Source organism: Streptomyces sp. NPDC012935, from assembly GCF_042900345.1.
Lineage (GTDB): Bacteria > Actinomycetota > Actinomycetes > Streptomycetales > Streptomycetaceae > Streptomyces.
The window spans coordinates 133,598-150,747 of record NZ_JBIBBC010000013.1 but is presented as its reverse complement, the minus strand read 5'-3'; the positions used below and the strand labels follow the sequence as shown (position 1 = coordinate 150,747).

Sequence of the window (17,150 nt, the reverse complement as noted above, 5' to 3'; positions counted from 1 at the left end):
ACCGTCGCCCGGATAGGGTCGTGCATGTGATCGAGTTCGTACGGAACGTCCGGCTGTGGTTCGCGCCGCAGGAGATCCGGCAGGAGGGCGGGACGCCCGACTACCGGTTCTCGCTGGCCAACGAGCGCACCTTTCTGGCCTGGCTGCGTACCGCGCTCGCGCTCGTCGGCGGTGGCTTCGCGGTGGACCAGTTCCTGCCGGATCTGCGCTGGGGCTGGCGCGTCGGGCTGGCGCTCGCGCTGCTCGCGGCCGGCGTGCTGTGTTCGTTGCGCGCCGTCAATCACTGGGTGCGCTGCGAGCGGGCGATGCGGCGGGGCGAGGACCTGCCGGTGTCGCGGTTCCCGGCGGTGCTGAGCCTGGTGGTCGCGGTCGTGGCCATCGCGATGGTCGTCGTCGTGCTCGTGGGGTGGGAAGGGTGAACCCGGGGGCGGTCGCCGAGCCCGTCAGGGATCCGGGACTGCAGCCCGAGCGGACGCGCCTCGCGTGGCGCCGTACGACACTGTCCGGCACCGTGGCCGCCGTACTCGCCGTGAAGACCGCGCTGCACGGCGGCGTCTCCGTGGTCGGCCTCGTCGTCTGCGCCCTGTGCATCGGGCTGTGGCTGGGCTTCCTGGCGCTCGCCCACCGCCGTATCAGCGTCCTCGCCTCGTCCGTCGAACCGGCGGCCCTCGCCCCGCGGCACGCCACGGGCATGGTCCTGTTCACCGTGGCCCTGGCCCTGTGCGGCGCCGCCCTGGTCCTCTGAGACCCCGCCTTCGGCTACGGCCCGCTCACTCCGCCCCCTGCCAGAGCCCCTCCGGCGCCACCGGCTCCTCCTCCGTCTCCCAGTCCACCGTCACCACGATCTTGCCCCGGGTACGGCCCTCCTGGTTGAGCCGGTGCGCGTCCGCCGCCCGCTCCAGCGGGAACGTCTGCGAGACGTGCACGGACACCACCCCCTCCTCCGCCAGCTCGCACAGCCGCAGCAGGTCCGCCGCGTCGGGGCGGACGAAGTAGTAGCGACCCCCGTAGTCGAAGACGTCCGGGTCCGCGATCGACACCAGGCGGCCCTCGGGGGCCAGCAGGTTGGCCGAGGCCTTCAGCGCGTCACCGCCGACCGTGTCGAACGCCGCGTCCACGCCCTCGGGCGCAAGCCCCCGCACCCGCTCGGTCAGGCCGTCGCCGTACTCGACCGGCTCACCGCCGAGACCGCGTACGAAGTCGTGGTTGTGCGCGCTCGCCGTACCGATCACCCGGGCGCCCAGATGGCGGGCGAGCTGGACGGCGATCGAGCCGACACCGCCGGCCGCCGCGTGCACGAGGACCGTCTCGTCGCGCTTGACCTGGAGGACCTTGGTCAGCACCTGGAACGCCGTCAGCCCCACCAGCGGCAGACCGGCCGCCTCCTCCCAGGTGAGGTTCCGCGGCTTGCGCGCGAGGGTGCGCACGGGCGCGGCGACGTACTCGGCGAAGGTGCCGCGCGAGAGGACGTCCTCGCGTACGTAGCCGATGACCTCGTCGCCGACGCCGAACTCCGTGACGGAGACACCCGGCTGGACGACGACACCGGAGACGTCCCAGCCGGGGACGACCGGGAAGACCGGCTCGAGCATCCGGTCCATGTAGCCCTCGCGGCATTTCCAGTCGACCGGGTTGACCGCGGCCGCCCGCACCTTCACCAGCACGGAGTCGGGGCCGACGCGCGGATCGCGCACATCCCCGTATGCGAGCTCGTCGGCCCCGCCGTAGCGTGTGTAGCTGATGCCCTTCATGGGTTCGACCCTCCGGGGTGGGAGGGCGCCACGCAAGCCCGAATAACCCGATATGAGCCGTTCGCGTGGCAGCCTGTCCGACGTCACCAACCCGCACCTTCGAAGGTGAGCACCATGACCACCATGCACGTGGAACACCCCTCCCACACGCACTCCCACGGTCCGGACTGCGGGCACACCGCGGTGCCGCACGGCGACCACACCGACTACGCGCACGACGGTCACCTGCACCGCGAGCACAGCGGCCACTGGGACGAGTGCGAGACGGACGGGCATGTCGCGCACGAGGGCCACGCCCATCAGCACGGCGCCGACTGCGGGCACGAGAGCGTCCTGCACGGCGACCACGTCGACTACCTGCACGACGGCCACCGGCACGCCGCCCACGCGGGTCACTGGGACGACCACTGAGCCCACGGGCGGCTGTGTCCGACCCGCCCCGCACTGGCCGAGAACGCACTCCCGACAGCTCCCCGACGCACCGCGCGGGGAGCTGTCGGCCTATCGTGGCCCCGATCACGTTCGGCTCCCCCACTGGACGACATACCGACTGGTCGGCATCATGAGTCAGGTCCCGTTAACCTGCCTTAGGAGCCCCGTATGAGCCCCGACCATCCACCCGGACTCGATCTCGAACGGCTGCGCGGCCTGCTCGAGCGCGAGCGGCCCGGTCTGGCGCACGGTCCGCTGACCGGCCGGCTGATCGAGGGCGGACGGTCGAACCTCACGTACGCGGTCTCCGACGGCACCTCGCGGTGGGTCGTACGACGGCCGCCGCTCGGCCACGTCCTCGCCACGGCGCACGACATGAAGCGCGAGCACCGGGTCATCAGCGCGCTGTACCCCACGGACGTGCCGGTGCCGCGGCCGGTGCTGCTGTGCGAGGACGAGGAGGTGCTCGGATCGCCGTTCTACGTCATGGAGTTCGTCGAGGGCACCCCGTACCGCACCGCCGACCAGCTCGCCCCGCTCGGCGCGGAGCGCACCCGGGGCGCGGTGCTGTCGCTGGTGGACACCCTCGTCGAGCTGCACGCGGTGGAGCCGGCGTCGGTGGGTCTTGAGGACTTCGGCCGGCCCGAGGGCTTCCTGGACCGCCAACTGCGCCGCTGGGGCAAGCAGTTGGACGCCTCCCGCAACCGCGAGCTGGCCGGCATCGACGAGCTGCATGCGACGCTCGGCCGCCGGCTGCCGGCCTCTCCCACGGCGACGGTGGTCCACGGCGACTACCGGCTGGACAACGTCCTCATCGGTGACGACGACAAGATCAAGGCGATCCTCGACTGGGAGATGTCGACGCTCGGCGACCCGCTCACCGACCTCGGCCTGCTGGTGATGTACAGCATGCCGCTGGGCATGGCGGACTCCCCGGTCTCCACGACCGCCGAGGCGCCCGGCCATCCGACGCCGGCCGAACTGATCGAGCGGTACGCCGCGCGCTCGGGGCGCGACGTCTCCGCGGTCTCCTGGTACACGGCGTTCGCCTGGTTCAAGCTCGCCGTGATCCTGGAGGGCATCCACTACCGCTACACGCTGGGCCAGACGGTCGGCCGCGGCTTCGACCGCATCGGCGACCTGGTTCCGGTCTTCATCGAGCACGGCCTGACCACTCTTCAAGACGGCATCCAGGAAGGCTGACGGGATATGGACTTCGCGTTCGACGCACGCACCGAGGAGCTGCGCGCCAAGCTGCTCGCCTTCATGGACGAGTACGTCTATCCCGCCGAGGCGGTGGCCGAGGAGCAGCGGGCCGAGCTGGCCTCCCCGTGGGACACACCTGCCGTGGTGGAGGAGCTCAAGGCCGAGGCTCGCAGGCAGGGCCTGTGGAACCTCTTCCTGCCGGATCAGGAGTACGGGGCCGGGCTCACCAACCTCCAGTACGCCCCGCTCGCCGAAATCACCGGCCGCTCCCCGCACCTGGCACCGACAGCCACGAACTGCGCGGCGCCCGACACCGGGAACATGGAGGTGCTGTCCCAGTTCGGCGACGAGCAGCAGAAGAAGCAGTGGCTGGAGCCGCTGCTGGCCGGTGAGATCCGCTCGGCGTTCGCGATGACCGAACCCGATGTGGCCTCCTCGGACGCCACGAACATCACCACGCTCATAGAGCGGGACGGTGACGAGTACGTCATCACGGGCCGCAAGTGGTACATCTCCGGGGCGATGAACCCGGACTGCAAGATCCTCATCGTGATGGGCAAGACGGACCCGGAAGGCGAGGACATCCGCCGTCAGCAGTCCATGGTCCTGGTCCCCAGTGACACCCCGGGCGTCACGATCAAGCGCGCCATGCAGGTCTTCGGCTACGAGGACCACTCCCACGGCGGCCACGCCGAGGTGGTCTTCGACCACGCGCGCGTGCCGGTGTCCAACCTCATCGGCGAGGAGGGCGGCGGCTTCGCCATCGCCCAGGCGCGGCTCGGTCCGGGCCGTATCCACCACTGCATGCGGCTGATCGGCATGGCCGAGCGGGCGATCGAGCTGATGTGCCGACGGGCGGTGTCCCGTGACGCCTTCGGCAAGGCGCTGGCCCAGCAGGGCGTGGTCCACAACTGGATCGCCGACGCGCGGGTGACGGTCGAGCAGCTGCGTCTGCTGGTCCTGAAGACCGCCTGGCTGATGGACACCGTCGGCAACAGGGGTGCCCACACGGAGATCCAGTCCATCAAGATCGCCACCCCGCGGGCGGTCGTCGACATCCTCGACCGGGCGATCCAGTTGCACGGTGCGGCTGGTGTCAGCCAGGACTTCCCGCTGGCGGAGCTGTACGCCGGCGCGCGGACCCTGATGATCGCCGACGGGCCGGACGAGGTGCATCAGCGGTCGCTGGCTCGCCGGGAGTTGAAGAAGTACGTCTGACTCCGTAGGGAGTCTCAAACGCCGGAGGGGCTGGAATCCAGCCCCTCCGGCGTTGTGCTGCGAGGCCCGTTCAGGGCCGAAGTGCCCGCAGCAGCAGGTCCGCCAAGTGGTCCGCGACCTCCTGGGGGCTCATCGGGCCGTCGGGGCGGTACCACGTCGACAGATGGTGGACGGAGCCGAAGTGGTAGTCCACGACGAGGTCCGCCGGAGTCGCAGTGGAGAAGACGCCCGCCTCCTGACCCTCCTCGACGAGCGCACGGAAGCGCTCGTGGTAGAGCCGCCGCTCGGCGCGCACCTGCTTGTTCTTCTCCGGGCTCAGATGATGCATCGACCGGAAGAAGATCATCGCGTCGTCGAGGTTCTCGATGGTCGTCACCACGACGTCCGCCGCCGCCCTCCGCAGCCGCTTCTCGATGGGCTCGTCGGCCCCCGCGAAGGCATCCAGCCGCTCCTGCTGAACGCGCAGCACGCGCGCGTACACCTCGTGCAGGAGGTCGTCCTTGGAACCGAAGTAGTGGTACAGCGCCCCCTTGGTGACGCCGGCCGCCTCGACGATCTCCTGCACCGAGGTGCGGTCGTAGCCCTGCTCCGCGAAGAGCCGGGTGGCGGCGGCGAGCAGCCGCTGCGGGACGGGCGTACCGTCACCGTCCGTCGTCCTGGCCACTGTGCCGCCACCTGCCCTTCCGAGATTTTCCTGCTTGCGTCTAGCCGTCGTTCGCCCGGGAACGAAGTTCCCGACGGAGGATCTTCCCACTTGCCGTCTTGGGCAAGTCGGGCAGGATCTCCACCTGCCGCGGATATTTGTAGGCGGCCAGTCTCTCCTTGCAGTAGGCGGCGAGTGTGTCGGGGTCCGTTTCCGCACCCGGACGGAGGCTGATGTACGCCTTTACAGTCTCCCCGCGGTACCCGTCGGGCACCCCCACGACGGCCGCCTCGCGCACCGCCGGGTGGGTGTAGAGCACGTCCTCGACCTCGCGCGGCCACACCTTGAAGCCGGACGCGTTGATCATGTCCTTCTTGCGGTCGACGACGTACAGCCAGCCCTCGGCGTCCATGAAGCCGATGTCGCCGGTGCGCAGTTCGCCGTCGGGGAAGGTCTCGGCGGTGGCGTCGGGGCGCCGCCAGTAGCCGGGCACGACCTGTGGCCCGCGCACCACGATCTCGCCCTGCTCGCCGAACGGCACCTCCTGGCCCTGCTCGTCGACGATCCGAACGACCGTCTCCGGGCCCGGCAGGCCGACGGCCAGCGTCCCCGAGGCCGGGTCGACGGGGGCCTCCAGGCCGGGCGGGACGGAGGCGCACGGGGCGGTGCACTCGGTGAGGCCGTAGCCGTTGCGGATGTACGGACCGAACCCGGCCCGGAACTTCTCCACCAGGGCGGGCGGCACGGGGGCGCCGCCCGACGAGATGTTCACGAAGGAGGAGAAGTGCTCGCGGGTGACGGCCGGGTGGGCGGCCAGCGCCATGAAGGCCGTCGACGGGCCGACCGTGTAGTGCGGCCGGTGCTCGGCGAACGCCTCCAGCACGACGCCCGCGTCGAAGCGGTACGTCAGCACGAGCGTGCCCGCGCTGTTGAGGCTCGCGCCGAGCTGGCAGACCATGCCGGTGATGTGGAACAGCGGCGCCAGCGCGTAGTACACGGGCGCGTCCGGCAGGCCGAGTCCCGTCCGCTGCCGCTCGGCGTTGTACATGACGTTGCCGTGCGTGTTGGTGGCGCCCTTGGGGGCCCCGCTCGTCCCCGAGGTGTAGCTGATCAGCGCGATGTCGGACGGCCCGAGGTCTCGCCCCTGCGGCGCCTTGTGCCCGGCGCGGGCGACGGCCGTCAGGTCGTCGGCGTCCCCTGCCTGCGGCAGTCGTTCGAAGGTCAGCACGCGCGCGTCGCCCCGTGTCTGGAAGTCCAGCTCACAGGCGGTGAGCACGATCCGCACCGGCGAGTCGGCCGCCGTCTGCCGCAGGTACGACTCCCAGGCCCGGTCCGAGCAGATCAGCGCGGCCACTTCCCCGTCCCGCAGGACATGCCCGACCTCCCCCGACTTGTACATGGGGTTGACCGGCACCACGACCGCCCCCGCCTTCCAGGCGCCGAGCAGGGCGATCACGAAGTGCGGGGAGTTCTGCAACAGGATCGCCACCCGGTCGCCGCGCTCCAGGCCACGGGCGGCGAGGTGCCCGGCAACGGAGTCGCTGAGCTCGTCGACCTCGCGGTAGGTCAGGCGGCCGTCGAAGTAGGCGAGGAAGACACGTTCCGGGGTCTCGGCGACGGCCCGGCGCAGGGCGTGCACGAGCGAGTCGGCCGGCGCTATCGGGGCGCGCTGGACGTCGGAGAGCAGGGCCACCCAGGGCTTGGCCGCGTACAGGGAGTCGGTCATCGGGCCTCCTCCCACTTCTGCTGGAGGTGGTTCATGTTGCTCAGCCAGCGGTCCGGCTCGGCGGCCCGCGCCTGGTAGTACCCGGCGACCTCGGGGTGCGGCAGGATCAGGAACCGGTCCTCCGCCATGCCCTTGAACAGGGCGTCCGCCACATCGTCGGGCGCGATGGCGGTGGGCCTGAGCACCAGGTCCCCCGCGCTGCCGGTGGCGTCCAGCATGTCGGTGCGCACGCCCTGCGGGCAGATGGCGTGCACCTTGACGCCGCGGTGGCGGTACGTCAGCGACAGGTACTCGGCGAAGGCGTAGGCCCCGTGCTTGGTGACGGCGTAGGGCGCGGCGCCGATCATGGTGAGCAGTCCGGCCGCGGACACGGTGGAGACGAAGCGTCCGCTGCCGCGCTCCAGCCAGGCGGGGAGCAGTGCGTTGGCGGCGCGCACGTGGGCCATCACGTTGACGTCCCAGGACGTCGACCAGGCCTTCTCGTCGAGCGGCTGTCCGGGGTCGTCACCTCCGAAGGCGACCCCGGCGTTGGCGCAGTAGACGTCGACCGCGCCGCCGAGCGCGTCCCGGGCATCGGCGACGACGGCGGACGCGTCACCGGCTACCGCGATGCCACCGATCTCGTCGGCGACCGCCTCGGCCTTCCCCGCATCCAGATCGTTGACGACGACACGAGCCCCCTCGGCGGCGAAGCGCCGGGCCAGCGCAGCCCCGATGCCACCCCCAGCCCCGGTAACGACGACTCCGGCACCCTGAACGGCTTCCACCATCGGTCTCCTTCGGCTGCGGCTCTGCTATGACGGTCAGACTAACCGGTCGGTATGTTCCAAGAAAGGGGCACCGCCACACCCTCTGGGGCGCGGGGCTGCATCGATGAGCGGCTCCGCGCGTGGGCGCGACCAGCCACAAACAACCCGCACTCTCCCCACAACATGCCGGAGCGCATACCTTGCCCCCATGCGCCTATCCAGACGAGCACTCCTCGCAGCGACAACGGCAGCAGCATCCCTACCTTCGGCAGCGGCCGCGGCCGAGCGCCACAGCCCCTTGCGAACCGGATTCGAGCGGCTCACAGCCGACGGTTACTCGGTCCTGAAGGGCCAGAAGGTCGGAATCGTCACGAACCCCACCGGCGTGACCCGCGACGTCCGCCACATCGTAGACGTGATGCACGCCGACGAAAGGGTGAACCTGACGGCCGTCTTCGGCCCCGAGCACGGCTTTCGCGGCACCGCCCAGGCAGGCGGCTCCGAGGGCCGCTACGACGACCCGGCGACCGGCCTCCCGGTCTACGACACGTATCTGAAGAGCGGCCGGCCCCTCGCCGACATCTTCACCGCGTCCGGCGTGGACACGGTGGTCTTCGACATCCAGGACGCGGGCGCCCGCTTCTACACCTACATCTGGACGCTCTACGACTGCATGGAGGCGGCCCAGCTGGCCGGCAAGCGCTTCGTCGTACTGGACCGGCCGAACCCGGTGACCGGGCGGGCGGCCCAAGGCCCCGTCCTGCACATGGAGTTCGCCACCTTCGTGGGCCGCCGCCCCATCTCCCAGGCGCACGGCATGACGGTCGCCGAGCTGGCGCGGCTGTTCAACGGGGAGTTCCTCACCACCCCGGTGCCGCTGGAGACCGTACGGATGACGGGCTGGAAGCGGTCGGAGTTCTACGACGCCTGGGGCCTGCCGTGGGTGCCGCCGAGCCCGAACATGCCGACGCCGGACACCGCCCTCGTCTACTCGGGCACGTGTCTCTTCGAGGGCACGAACCTCTCGGAGGGCCGCGGCACCACCCGCCCCTTCGAACTGCTGGGCGCGGAGGGCATCGACGGCCGCTGGGCGGCGGCCGCGAACGAACTCCGGCTCCCTGGCGTGCGCTTCAGAGAGGCCTACTTCGCGCCCACGTTCTCCAAGTTCCAGGGCAAGACCGTCGGAGGCGTACAGATCCACGTGCACGACCGCGCCGCGTTCGACCCCGTGCGCACCGGCATCGCGCTGCTGGTGACCGCCAAGCAGGCCTGGGGCGGCTTCAGCTGGCGTCCGGACAACTGGATCGACAAGCTCACCGGCTCCACACAGGTCCGCACGATGATCGACGCGGGCGCGAGCGCCGACGAGGTGGTGGCGGGCTGGCAGGGGGAGCTGACTGCGTTCCGGCGAGTACGGCGGGAGTACCTCCTGTACAAGTGAGCGCCCCGCGGCGGAGTTACACGGATGAGTGACGACGTATGGCCAATCCCGCCCGGTAGCAGGACGATGCGCCCGTATCGCACCACTTCGGGGGACGAGGGGCCCGTCATGGCAAAACCGGCAGTGAGCGTGACTCCTTACTGGGAGCTGACCTTCGACGCGGACGGTGATCCGGACTCCGGGAAGCGGGACCGGCTGCTGGCCGGGGTGGCGCGGCAGGACGTCCGTGATCTGATCGTCTTCGCACACGGCTGGAACAACGACCGCTCGACGGCGACCCGGCTCTACGACCGCTTCTTCGCACCGATCCCGCAGCTCGCCCCCGCAGCGAAGATCGGGTACGTGGGTGTGGTCTGGCCTTCGATGAGGTTCTCGGACGAGCCGATCCCGGACTTCCCGCGTGCGGTGGCGGCCGAGCTCGCGCCGCGGCCGGCGCTGGACAAGGACACACGGCACGCGCTGCTGGAGACCTTTCCCGGCCGGGCGACCGTGATCGACCAGATCGCGCGGCTGCTGGACCAGCAGCCGCGCGAGGAGGCCGAGTTGGAGGAGTTCGGGCGGCTGGTGCGGATGCTGGTGGACGTCGTTCCGCCGGGGCCGCAGGTGCTGTTCGCGGCGGACACGCTGGCGGAGGGCGTGCCGCAGAACTCGCCGGACATGCTCTCGGGGTCGGTGGCGGCGGTGTGCGAGGAGTTCGCGCAGGCGCTGGCGCATCTCGAGGCGCCGGACAGAACTCCGGAAGGCGCGCCGGACGGAACGCCCGGCGGTGCGGCCTCCTTCTCGCTGCCGAACCCCTGGGATGGTGCGCACGAGCTGCTGCGGCAGGCCACGTACTACGCCATGAAGCGGCGCGCCGGGACGGTCGGTGAGCGTGGGCTCGGCCGGGTCGTGGGGCAGCTGGCGGCGCGGGCGCCGCAGGTGCGGGTGCATCTGGTCGGGCACAGTTTCGGAGCGCGGCTGGTGTCGTTCGCGCTGCGCGGGCTGCCGAAGGGCGTGCGCACGGTGAAGTCGGTGACGCTGCTCCAAGGCGCCTTCTCGCACTACGCGTTCGCGTCCCGGCTGCCGCACGACGCGCGCGCGGGCGGAGTGCTGGAGGGCCAGCACAACCGTATCGACGGACCGCTGGTGTGCTGCCACTCGCGGCACGACTCGGCCCTGTCGACGATGTATCCGCTGGCCTCCCGCATGGCGGGCGACGCACGAGGGGTCGCGGCGCTCGGCGTCGGCCGGATGCTGGGCGCCAAGTGGGGTGCGATGGGCCACGGCGGAGTGCAGGCGGTGCCGGGGACACGGTCGTTCGGGCTGGCCGACGCGCTGCAGGCGAAGCTGCCCGCCTCGGGGTGCGTGAACATCGACGCGGCGGCGGTCGTCAGGCGCGGCGGGCCGCCGGCGGGGGCGCACAGCGACATCGTGCACCGGGAGCTGGCGCAGGTGGTGCTGGCGGCGGGCCGCATCAAGTGACCCGCCGCCACCTTCCCGTCACCGGTGTGAAGTGAACTCCACCACCTGCTGATACGTCGGCCGGTTCTGCCAGCTGATCCTGCCGTGCTTGATGCCGCCCAGGGTGCGCTGGACGATCGAGTCGGCACACCACTGGTCGCCCGCCGCGCACTGGTCGTCGCCGGGGTAGACCTGGGCCGCGGTCTTGCCGGCCGCCTCCTTCAGGGTGCCGATCAGGAGGTCACGGCAGGCGCTGAGGCTGCCGGCCCCGCAGTACTTGCGATCGAGCGGGCCCTGCACCGACTCACCGAGCACGGCGCGCAGGTCCTTGTCGACGTAGGACCACCAGCCGTACTGGAAGGAGCTTCCGGCGTGCGCGCCGGTCGGACCGTGGGCGGACGACGGGGACTCGTCGACGGGCAGGTTGTTCGTCATCGCGGCATACAGCTCGCTGCCGAGGCCCGGTTCGAACTGGGCCTTCACCAGCAGCGGCCACCATGCGTCCAGGATGCGGATCGCGTCGGTGTCGGCGTACTTCTTCGAACCGGCCGACGTCTCGGTGCGCTTGCCGCCCGCCGCCAGCCAGGTCTGCAGCTTGCTCACCGCCGCCGCGGCCGTCGGGTCGGTCACCGGGGAACCGGTGACGACCTTGAGCAGGTCCGGGAGTACGTCCTCGGCCCGCAGGTCGGCAAGGCCCGCGTCGGCCATCGCCTTCACCAGCGCGGCCCGGGTCACACCGCCCGCGTCGACGAGCCCCCGCACCCGGTCCTGAAGCAGGTTGCCGCGGTGGACCGAGCCGTCGCCCCAGGGTGCGGTGGTGTAGTCCTTGGCCTGCTTGTTGTTCCAGGAGACGTAGTAGTCCTGGTCGATGGAGTTGGGGTGTGCCGAGGGCGGGGTGTACTGCGCCGTGTTCGCGGCCGGGTCCCAGTTGCGCCACTCGTACGCGGGCTGCGCCCACACCGGGAACTCCGCGTCGACGCCGGTCGCCCGCACCGGGTTGTCGCCGCTGTTGTAGTAGGCGGTGTGCTCGGAGTCGGCGTAGAACCAGTTGAAGGTGTAGTTGATGTGCTGCACCGCCTTCTGGAAGTCCTCCGGGCCCTTGACGTAGCCGGGGTCGTTCAGCATCTGGAAGCCGATGATCGAGTCGGCCTCGTGCAGGTAGGACGAGCGAAGTGTGGTGTAGGCGACCTTCTTGCCGCCGACGGTCGCGCGGTGCGTGACGGGACCGTACTTCGTCCGCCAGACCCGCATCGTGTACGAGCCCGCGGGGGTGCTGTCGGCGGTCGTCGGCTTCCAGGCGTTCTTCTGCTCGATCTTCTCCATCGCCGTGCAGGTGCCGCGGTACAGGTAGTGGTGGTCGTCCTGGCACAGCTCGACGGCGTAGGTGTCGATGATGTCCTGGCCGGAGGTCGTGGCGCTCCACGAGTAGTCCTGACCGCGGCCGAGCTCGACGTACATGCTCAGGCCCGCGAAGGAGGCGCCGCGGGCGCTGATGCCGGGGCCCTGGATCTCCTGGAGCAGGAGGAGCTGGGGTGCGAAGTAGCCGGTCTGAGGTCCGAAGACGGCGACCGGGTGGCCGCTCGCGGTGTGCTCGCCGCTCACCACGAGGGCGTTGGACATGCCCCGCTTCGCCGAGGTCATGGCGGTCTCGGCGGCCGTGGCGGAAGCGCCGGTCGCGGCGGAGCCGGCCGCGCTGCCGGTACGGTCGTACACGAGCTGTTCCTCCGCGACCGAGCCGGCGTCGGGCAGGGCCTCGCCCTGTGGGGTCTCGGGCTTGGTGGCGTACGGGAAGCTCTTGTCGTGGACGGTGACGACGGCCTCGGGGTCGTTGCGCTCGCGGAACGACTCCCAGAGCTCGGTGCCGTCGGCCACGCCGTACTTCTCCTGGGCGGCCAGCAGGGAGATCGCGTTGTTGACCTCGCCGCCGCCCCCGGAGCCGAAGAGGGCACCGATGACGGAGCCGAGCGCGACCATGTCGGTCAGCTTGAAGTGCTCGATCGTGCCGGCGTTGGTGACGGAGTCCTTGTGACCGGTCAGGACGTACTCGCCGGGGAAGTACCGGCCGCTGTCGGAGGCGTCGATGTAGGCGTTGATGCCGTCGAGGTAGGCCTTGGCGTCGGCGAGGGCCAGCTGCCCGCGTTCGCCGTTCGAGGCGACGGCGCTGTCGATCTGCGCCTGGAGATCGGCCTCGGTGTACGGCGCGTGCCGCCAGAACTGCTGCTCCAGACCCTGGTTGGAGGGCGCGCCGCCCGCGAAGGAGGTCAGCTGCCCGCGTCCGACGTGCCGGAAGACGTCCATCAGCCACAGCCTGTCCTGGGCGGCCGCATAGCCGGCGCCGAACTCCGTGCCGTATCTGGTGGTACCGGTGATGTGCGGCACACCCGTCTTCTTGTCACGGACGATCGTCACGTCGCCGCGCCCGGCGGGATTCACGGTGGAGGCGACTTGGTCGGAGGGGACGCCGAACGAGGCGTCGTTGAAGAAGTTGTTGATCGTCGCATTGGTGAGGCCGGAATGGCCCTTGGCCAGGCCGGCATAGGGACCCAGCTGGTCGGAGGCGTGTTCGGGCATCGTGCCGAAGGCCTGGTTGAGCAGGATCTGGGCGAGGGTCGCGTTGCCGTTCTGGCCCGGCGGCAGGATGTCGGAACACTGGTTCCCGCAGTGGTCGGCAACCGCCGTCGCCTCGGCCGCCGCCTCGGGCGCGGCGACCGCCGGGGAAAGTGGCGATAAAAGACCGGCGATCAGAGCGCATACGGATGCGGTCTTCAGGAACCCGTGGAATCTGCCGGGAGTTCTCAGTCCGACTAGGGCGTTGCGTGGGGTACGCCGTGGCATGGCCGCTCCTACCGACGAGGGTGAGCCGGGATGTTACCGGCGGTATCCCCGGGATTGAAGATGAACATGCGTCACGTTCGGGAGTCACCAGGAAGCGCGATGGAGGCCACACGAGGGAGCGTCATGGAGGCCGTCGGAAATCGGATGGAGCGGGGATGGAGCCGAATCGCTTGTCGATACGTCTATTCGTCAACGTCGCACGAAGTCCGTGCGACGACGCCGAAGTGACCGAAGTACAGGTGCAGGTGTGACGGAGGTGCAGGGCGATGGCCGGTTTCCGGAGTCTGGCGAGACAGGTGCGCGACCCGCGGTGCGATCTGGCGCTTCGGCGCTACTCGCTGCGTAAGTGCCTTGAGCGGTTCGCCCCTTACGGGCACAGGGCGACCTGGGACCACTTGTGCTCCCGGGCAGGGTTCGGTCCGGAGGACCGGTCCCCCGATCCGGCGCGGCTCGTGGCCGCGTTGGACGAGCTGGAGGAAGCGCGTTCGGTCTGGCTGGCCTACGAGGTCGAGTTCGCCGAGCGACGCCGGAAGGAAAAGCACGACGGACTGCGCAGGCCGGGCAGCGTGGACGACTGGCACCGGCTGACCTGGGGCGGTTTCGGAGTCGCCTGGTGCGACAACCCCCGGGTCCACCCCGGTGAACCGCTGGCCGAGGTGCTGCGCCGACTGATCTCCGCGCTGGAGCGTGATCCGGGCTGCGAGTGCCCGGTGTGCGGCGGGGAGCGACTGATCTGGCAGTACGACCTGGCCCATGAACCGTCGTCGGGCCCGGTCTGCACGGACTGCGGAATCGTGGTGCCGCGTCCGGTTCTCACGGCCGAAGCGCTGGCGGCGTCGCGGCGCGAGCGGCGGCTGCTGGTGTCCGCCTAGTACGACGGGGGTGCGCCGGGGATGCCGCACCCCCTATTGCCGGTGGTGCCTGGCACCATCGAGACATGATCCAGGTGTGTCTGAACGGGTCCCGACGGGCTGGCGACGGTGCGGTGGTGCCGCTCTCGCCGGAGGCGTTGGCCGATGCCGCGACCCATGCCGTTGCGGCCGGGGCCACGGACATCCATGTCCACCCCAAGACCCCCTGCGGACAGGACAGTCTGTCGCCTCGCGTGCTCGCGCCGACGCTGGAGGCGATACGGGCCCGGGTGCGGGTGCCGGTCGGGGTGACCACAGGTGCGTGGGCGGAACCGGACCCCGAGGCCCGGCTGAAGCGCGTACGCAGCTGGACGGTGCTGCCGGACCACGCCTCGGTCAACTGGCATGAGGAGGGCGCCGAGGAGATCGCCGCGGTGCTGATCGAGCGAGGCGTGGGCGTCGAGGCCGGCATCTGGTCCGGCACGGACGGGGCGGCCCGGTTCGCGGCTTCGCCGCTGGGGCCCAGGGTGCTGCGGGTGCTGGCGGAGGTGACGGACACGTCCGTCGATACGGCCGAGGAGACTGCGCGTGCACTGCTGACCGACCTGGGCCCCGCGTTCGAGCGCCCGGTGCTGCTGCACGGGGAGGACGGTGGGGCGTGGCCGGTGCTCCGGCTGGCGGGGCGGCTGGGGCTGGCGACGCGCATCGGCCTGGAGGACACGCTCGTCCTGCCGGACGGGGAACGGGCGGCTTCCAACGCTCAGTTGGTGGCCGAGGGGCTGGTCCAGTACGGGTGGGCCCAGCGCTCGTCGTAGGGCAGGGCGAGGAGTTCGGCGCGGGTCGCGAGGTCGGGCTCGTTCGCGGCGCGGAGGCGGGAGGGGGCGTTGCGGGCAAGCCAGGACTGGATCTCGGCGATGACGGGCTCGGCGTCGTCGTGGTACCACCAGTGGAACGGTGAGTGGTCGGTGATCAGGTCGTACAGCCAGGTGTCGGCGCAGCGCACGAGGTGGGCGTCGGCGATGGGGTGCACGTCCCACTCGTCGAGCAGCGGAGCCATGGCTCCGAGGATCATGGCGCACGTCTCGAACACGTCGTGGACGGGGTACGGCGGCTCGGGCGTTGTGAGGACGTGCTGCCACCAGGCGTGCACGAACGCCTCGACGGCAGCGGCCTGCTGGGCGGGCCAGGCGCGCCAGTCGACCCGGCTCAGCCCGGGGTTTCCCCGGCCGATGCCGTCCAGAGTGCCCTCGGCCGTCGCATGCGCGGCCTGCGGCAGGAGACGGCGCATCACGGCCGCGTGGTCCTCGAAGTGATCGGGGACCTTGAAGAAGAACCTGCCGACCAGCTCCGCGGGCACGCGTGTGTACGGCGTGCGCAGATACGCCGTCTCCTCCGGACGAAAGCACCGCTCACAGCCGGTCTCACCGGGGCTGGCGAAACCGTTGAAGACCGTGTCGATGTCGGCGAGGGCGGCATCGAGGGAGACAGGGTGTGAGGACATGGGGAGTCGTCCCGTCAGGACTCCGTGCGCGGCAGCGGGCCGCCGGCCGAAGATCGCGACGATAGCAGGCGGTAATCCGATCGCTCCATCCCTTTCCCGTCCGGACAGTCGGGAGTGATGAAACACATCTGAGGAACACCGAGGAGCCCCTCATGTCGACGCTGCGCGTCACCGCCGAAGTGCTGACCGTCCACGAACATCCCAACGCCGATGCGCTGGAGCTGGCCCAGGTGGGTCTGTACCGTGCCGTCGTCGCCAAGGGCGCGTACCGCACGGGTGATGCCGCCGTGTACATCCCGGAGCAGTCCGTGCTGCCGGCCGGGCTGATCGAGGAGCTGGGGCTGACCGGGCGGCTGGCGGGGAGCAAGGCCGACCGGGTCAAGGCGGTGCGGCTGCGCGGTGAGCTGTCGCAGGGGATCGTGTGCCGGCCGAGGGCGCTGGCCGGCGTCGACCTGGCGCGGGCGGCTGCGGAGGGTGTCGACTTCGCCGAGCGGCTCGGGATCACCAAGTGGGTACCGCCCATCCCGCCCACGATGTCCGGCGAAGTGGAGCCGGCGCCGGATCTGCTGCCGTGGGTCGACATCGAGAACATCCAGCGGTATCCGGACATCTTCGAACCGGGTGAGCCGGTCGCGCTGACCGAGAAACTGCACGGTACGGCGTGCCTGCTGACGTATGTCGCCGACGAGGAGCGGGTGTACGTGTCCTCCAAGGGCTTCGGGTCGAAGTCGCTGGCGCTGAAGGAGGACCCTCGGAACCTGTACTGGCGAGCGGTACGGGCGCACGGCGTCGCCGAGGTGGCGGCGCGCGTGGCCGAGCGGTTGGGCGCGCGGCGGGTGGGTGTCTTCGGTGAGGTGTACGGCGCGGGGGTGCAGGACCTGACGTACGGCGCCGACGGCCGTCGCGAGACCTTGGGATACGCCGTGTTCGACGTGTCCGCGGAGATCGACGGCCGGGTGCGGTGGCTGGACGCGGCCGAAGTACTGAAGGGCGAACTGCCCTTGGTGCCACGACTGTTCGAGGGTCCGTTCGACATCGAGCGGGTGCTGGAGGTCGCCAGCGGCCGGGAGACCGTCTCCGGGCGGGAGCTGCATCTGCGGGAGGGCGTGGTGATACGTCCGGTTGCCGAGCGGTGCAGCGCGGTGACCGGCGGGCGGGCCATCGCGAAGGCGGTCAGCCCGGCGTATCTGACGCGAAAGGGTGGGACCGAGTACGAGTGATTCGGGCTCCGCCGGTTTGCGGGTGCCCGGCGTTGGGCTGAGCCCGGGCCGGGCCACTGACCCGCACCGGCGGGATGCCGCTCCCTTCGGCAGTCGCCGGGCGTCAGCGGCCCCGGCCGCCTACCGCCGAATCCGCC

Annotated in this window: 16 protein-coding genes; 10 read left to right on the top strand and 6 right to left on the bottom strand. The window is 70.6% G+C overall.

The window, feature by feature from the left end; all coding sequences use genetic code 11:
- The first annotated feature begins 26 nt into the window (after positions 1 to 26).
- Both ACFY5C_RS28295 and ACFY5C_RS28290 read left to right on the top strand, forming a co-directional pair.
- Positions 27 to 419 carry a DUF202 domain-containing protein gene (locus tag ACFY5C_RS28295; protein WP_328882705.1) on the top strand — a complete coding sequence of 131 codons (393 nt, stop codon included), beginning with the start codon at positions 27 to 29 and terminating at the stop codon, positions 417 to 419.
- Complete coding sequence (locus ACFY5C_RS28290) at positions 416 to 745, top strand: DUF202 domain-containing protein (protein WP_389448971.1); 330 nt, start codon at positions 416 to 418, stop codon at positions 743 to 745. Before ACFY5C_RS28295 ends, ACFY5C_RS28290 begins: the two co-directional genes overlap by 4 nt.
- Before the next feature lie 25 nt (positions 746 to 770).
- On the opposite strand, the gene ACFY5C_RS28285 is transcribed toward ACFY5C_RS28290, so the two are convergent.
- Positions 771 to 1,751: an NADP-dependent oxidoreductase gene (locus ACFY5C_RS28285; RefSeq protein ID WP_389448968.1), complete on the bottom strand. Its 981-nt coding sequence runs from the start codon at positions 1,749 to 1,751 to the stop codon at positions 771 to 773.
- A 114-nt stretch (positions 1,752 to 1,865) separates the two neighbouring features.
- Between ACFY5C_RS28285 and ACFY5C_RS28280 the strand changes: the two genes are divergently transcribed.
- From ACFY5C_RS28280 to ACFY5C_RS28270, 3 genes are all read left to right on the top strand, one after another.
- Positions 1,866 to 2,162 (top strand): hypothetical protein, encoded by a 297-nt coding sequence (locus ACFY5C_RS28280; RefSeq protein WP_389448965.1) that lies wholly within the window; start codon positions 1,866 to 1,868, stop codon positions 2,160 to 2,162.
- A 189-nt stretch (positions 2,163 to 2,351) separates the two neighbouring features.
- Positions 2,352 to 3,386, top strand: coding sequence for a phosphotransferase family protein (locus ACFY5C_RS28275; protein WP_389448962.1), 1,035 nt, complete (start codon positions 2,352 to 2,354; stop codon positions 3,384 to 3,386).
- A 6-nt stretch (positions 3,387 to 3,392) separates the two neighbouring features.
- The gene (locus ACFY5C_RS28270) at positions 3,393 to 4,607 is read left to right on the top strand and encodes an acyl-CoA dehydrogenase (RefSeq protein WP_389448960.1); all 1,215 of its coding nucleotides are present in this window, start codon (positions 3,393 to 3,395) and stop codon (positions 4,605 to 4,607) included.
- Between the two features lie 70 nt (positions 4,608 to 4,677).
- Here the strand turns inward: ACFY5C_RS28270 and ACFY5C_RS28265 are convergent, their stop codons facing one another.
- From ACFY5C_RS28265 to ACFY5C_RS28255, 3 genes are read right to left on the bottom strand one after another with little or no spacing between them, the layout of a single operon-like run.
- Positions 4,678 to 5,271, bottom strand: coding sequence for a TetR/AcrR family transcriptional regulator (locus tag ACFY5C_RS28265; protein WP_389448957.1), 594 nt, complete (start codon positions 5,269 to 5,271; stop codon positions 4,678 to 4,680).
- A 40-nt stretch (positions 5,272 to 5,311) separates the two neighbouring features.
- Complete coding sequence (locus ACFY5C_RS28260; RefSeq protein WP_389448954.1) at positions 5,312 to 6,976, bottom strand: class I adenylate-forming enzyme family protein; 1,665 nt, start codon at positions 6,974 to 6,976, stop codon at positions 5,312 to 5,314.
- Positions 6,973 to 7,746, bottom strand: a complete 774-nt coding sequence (locus ACFY5C_RS28255; protein WP_389448951.1) for an SDR family oxidoreductase — start codon at positions 7,744 to 7,746, stop codon at positions 6,973 to 6,975. Before ACFY5C_RS28255 ends, ACFY5C_RS28260 begins: the two co-directional genes overlap by 4 nt.
- 187 nt (positions 7,747 to 7,933) lie before the next feature.
- On the opposite strand from ACFY5C_RS28255, the gene ACFY5C_RS28250 reads away from it, so the two are divergent.
- Together ACFY5C_RS28250 and ACFY5C_RS28245 are read left to right on the top strand one after the other, a co-directional pair.
- On the top strand, positions 7,934 to 9,166 hold the full coding sequence (locus tag ACFY5C_RS28250) for an exo-beta-N-acetylmuramidase NamZ domain-containing protein (RefSeq protein WP_389448948.1): 1,233 nt from the start codon (positions 7,934 to 7,936) through the stop codon (positions 9,164 to 9,166).
- Positions 9,167 to 9,274: 108 nt separating this feature from the next.
- Positions 9,275 to 10,627 carry a serine-threonine protein kinase gene (locus ACFY5C_RS28245; protein ID WP_389448945.1) on the top strand — a complete coding sequence of 451 codons (1,353 nt, stop codon included), beginning with the start codon at positions 9,275 to 9,277 and terminating at the stop codon, positions 10,625 to 10,627.
- Positions 10,628 to 10,645: 18 nt separating this feature from the next.
- On the opposite strand, the gene ACFY5C_RS28240 is transcribed toward ACFY5C_RS28245, so the two are convergent.
- The gene (locus ACFY5C_RS28240; RefSeq protein ID WP_389448942.1) at positions 10,646 to 13,441 is read right to left on the bottom strand and encodes a penicillin acylase family protein; all 2,796 of its coding nucleotides are present in this window, start codon (positions 13,439 to 13,441) and stop codon (positions 10,646 to 10,648) included.
- Between the two features lie 266 nt (positions 13,442 to 13,707).
- On the opposite strand from ACFY5C_RS28240, the gene ACFY5C_RS28235 reads away from it, so the two are divergent.
- On the top strand, positions 13,708 to 14,313 hold the full coding sequence (locus ACFY5C_RS28235) for a hypothetical protein (RefSeq protein ID WP_389448938.1): 606 nt from the start codon (positions 13,708 to 13,710) through the stop codon (positions 14,311 to 14,313).
- 65 nt (positions 14,314 to 14,378) lie between these two features.
- On the top strand, positions 14,379 to 15,107 hold the full coding sequence (locus tag ACFY5C_RS28230) for a 3-keto-5-aminohexanoate cleavage protein (RefSeq protein ID WP_389448935.1): 729 nt from the start codon (positions 14,379 to 14,381) through the stop codon (positions 15,105 to 15,107).
- Here the strand turns inward: ACFY5C_RS28230 and ACFY5C_RS28225 are convergent.
- A complete protein-coding gene (locus tag ACFY5C_RS28225; protein WP_389448932.1) occupies positions 15,053 to 15,793 on the bottom strand; it encodes a hypothetical protein in 741 nt (246 codons plus the stop codon). The two genes, ACFY5C_RS28230 and ACFY5C_RS28225, sit on opposite strands and share 55 nt — an antisense overlap.
- Positions 15,794 to 15,945: 152 nt before the next feature.
- On the opposite strand from ACFY5C_RS28225, the gene ACFY5C_RS28220 reads away from it, so the two are divergent.
- Positions 15,946 to 17,013: an RNA ligase (ATP) gene (locus tag ACFY5C_RS28220; protein ID WP_389448929.1), complete on the top strand. Its 1,068-nt coding sequence runs from the start codon at positions 15,946 to 15,948 to the stop codon at positions 17,011 to 17,013.
- The last annotated feature ends 137 nt before the right edge of the window (positions 17,014 to 17,150 follow it).

Bases quoted from the DNA above. Each gene is read 5' to 3' on its own strand.
- ACFY5C_RS28285 (WP_389448968.1), bottom strand. From the start codon at position 1,751: ATGAAGGGCATCAGCTACACACGCTACGGCGGGGCCGACGAGCTCGCA.
- ACFY5C_RS28275 (WP_389448962.1), top strand. From the start codon at position 2,352: ATGAGCCCCGACCATCCACCCGGACTCGATCTCGAACGGCTGCGCGGC.
- ACFY5C_RS28245 (WP_389448945.1), top strand. From the start codon at position 9,275: ATGGCAAAACCGGCAGTGAGCGTGACTCCTTACTGGGAGCTGACCTTC.
- ACFY5C_RS28280 (WP_389448965.1), top strand. From the start codon at position 1,866: ATGACCACCATGCACGTGGAACACCCCTCCCACACGCACTCCCACGGT.
- ACFY5C_RS28270 (WP_389448960.1), top strand. From the start codon at position 3,393: ATGGACTTCGCGTTCGACGCACGCACCGAGGAGCTGCGCGCCAAGCTG.
- ACFY5C_RS28250 (WP_389448948.1), top strand. From the start codon at position 7,934: ATGCGCCTATCCAGACGAGCACTCCTCGCAGCGACAACGGCAGCAGCA.
- ACFY5C_RS28260 (WP_389448954.1), bottom strand. From the start codon at position 6,976: ATGACCGACTCCCTGTACGCGGCCAAGCCCTGGGTGGCCCTGCTCTCC.
- ACFY5C_RS28230 (WP_389448935.1), top strand. From the start codon at position 14,379: ATGATCCAGGTGTGTCTGAACGGGTCCCGACGGGCTGGCGACGGTGCG.
- ACFY5C_RS28240 (WP_389448942.1), bottom strand. From the start codon at position 13,441: ATGCCACGGCGTACCCCACGCAACGCCCTAGTCGGACTGAGAACTCCC.
- ACFY5C_RS28255 (WP_389448951.1), bottom strand. From the start codon at position 7,746: ATGGTGGAAGCCGTTCAGGGTGCCGGAGTCGTCGTTACCGGGGCTGGG.
- ACFY5C_RS28235 (WP_389448938.1), top strand. From the start codon at position 13,708: ATGGCCGGTTTCCGGAGTCTGGCGAGACAGGTGCGCGACCCGCGGTGC.
- ACFY5C_RS28220 (WP_389448929.1), top strand. From the start codon at position 15,946: ATGTCGACGCTGCGCGTCACCGCCGAAGTGCTGACCGTCCACGAACAT.
- ACFY5C_RS28225 (WP_389448932.1), bottom strand. From the start codon at position 15,793: ATGTCCTCACACCCTGTCTCCCTCGATGCCGCCCTCGCCGACATCGAC.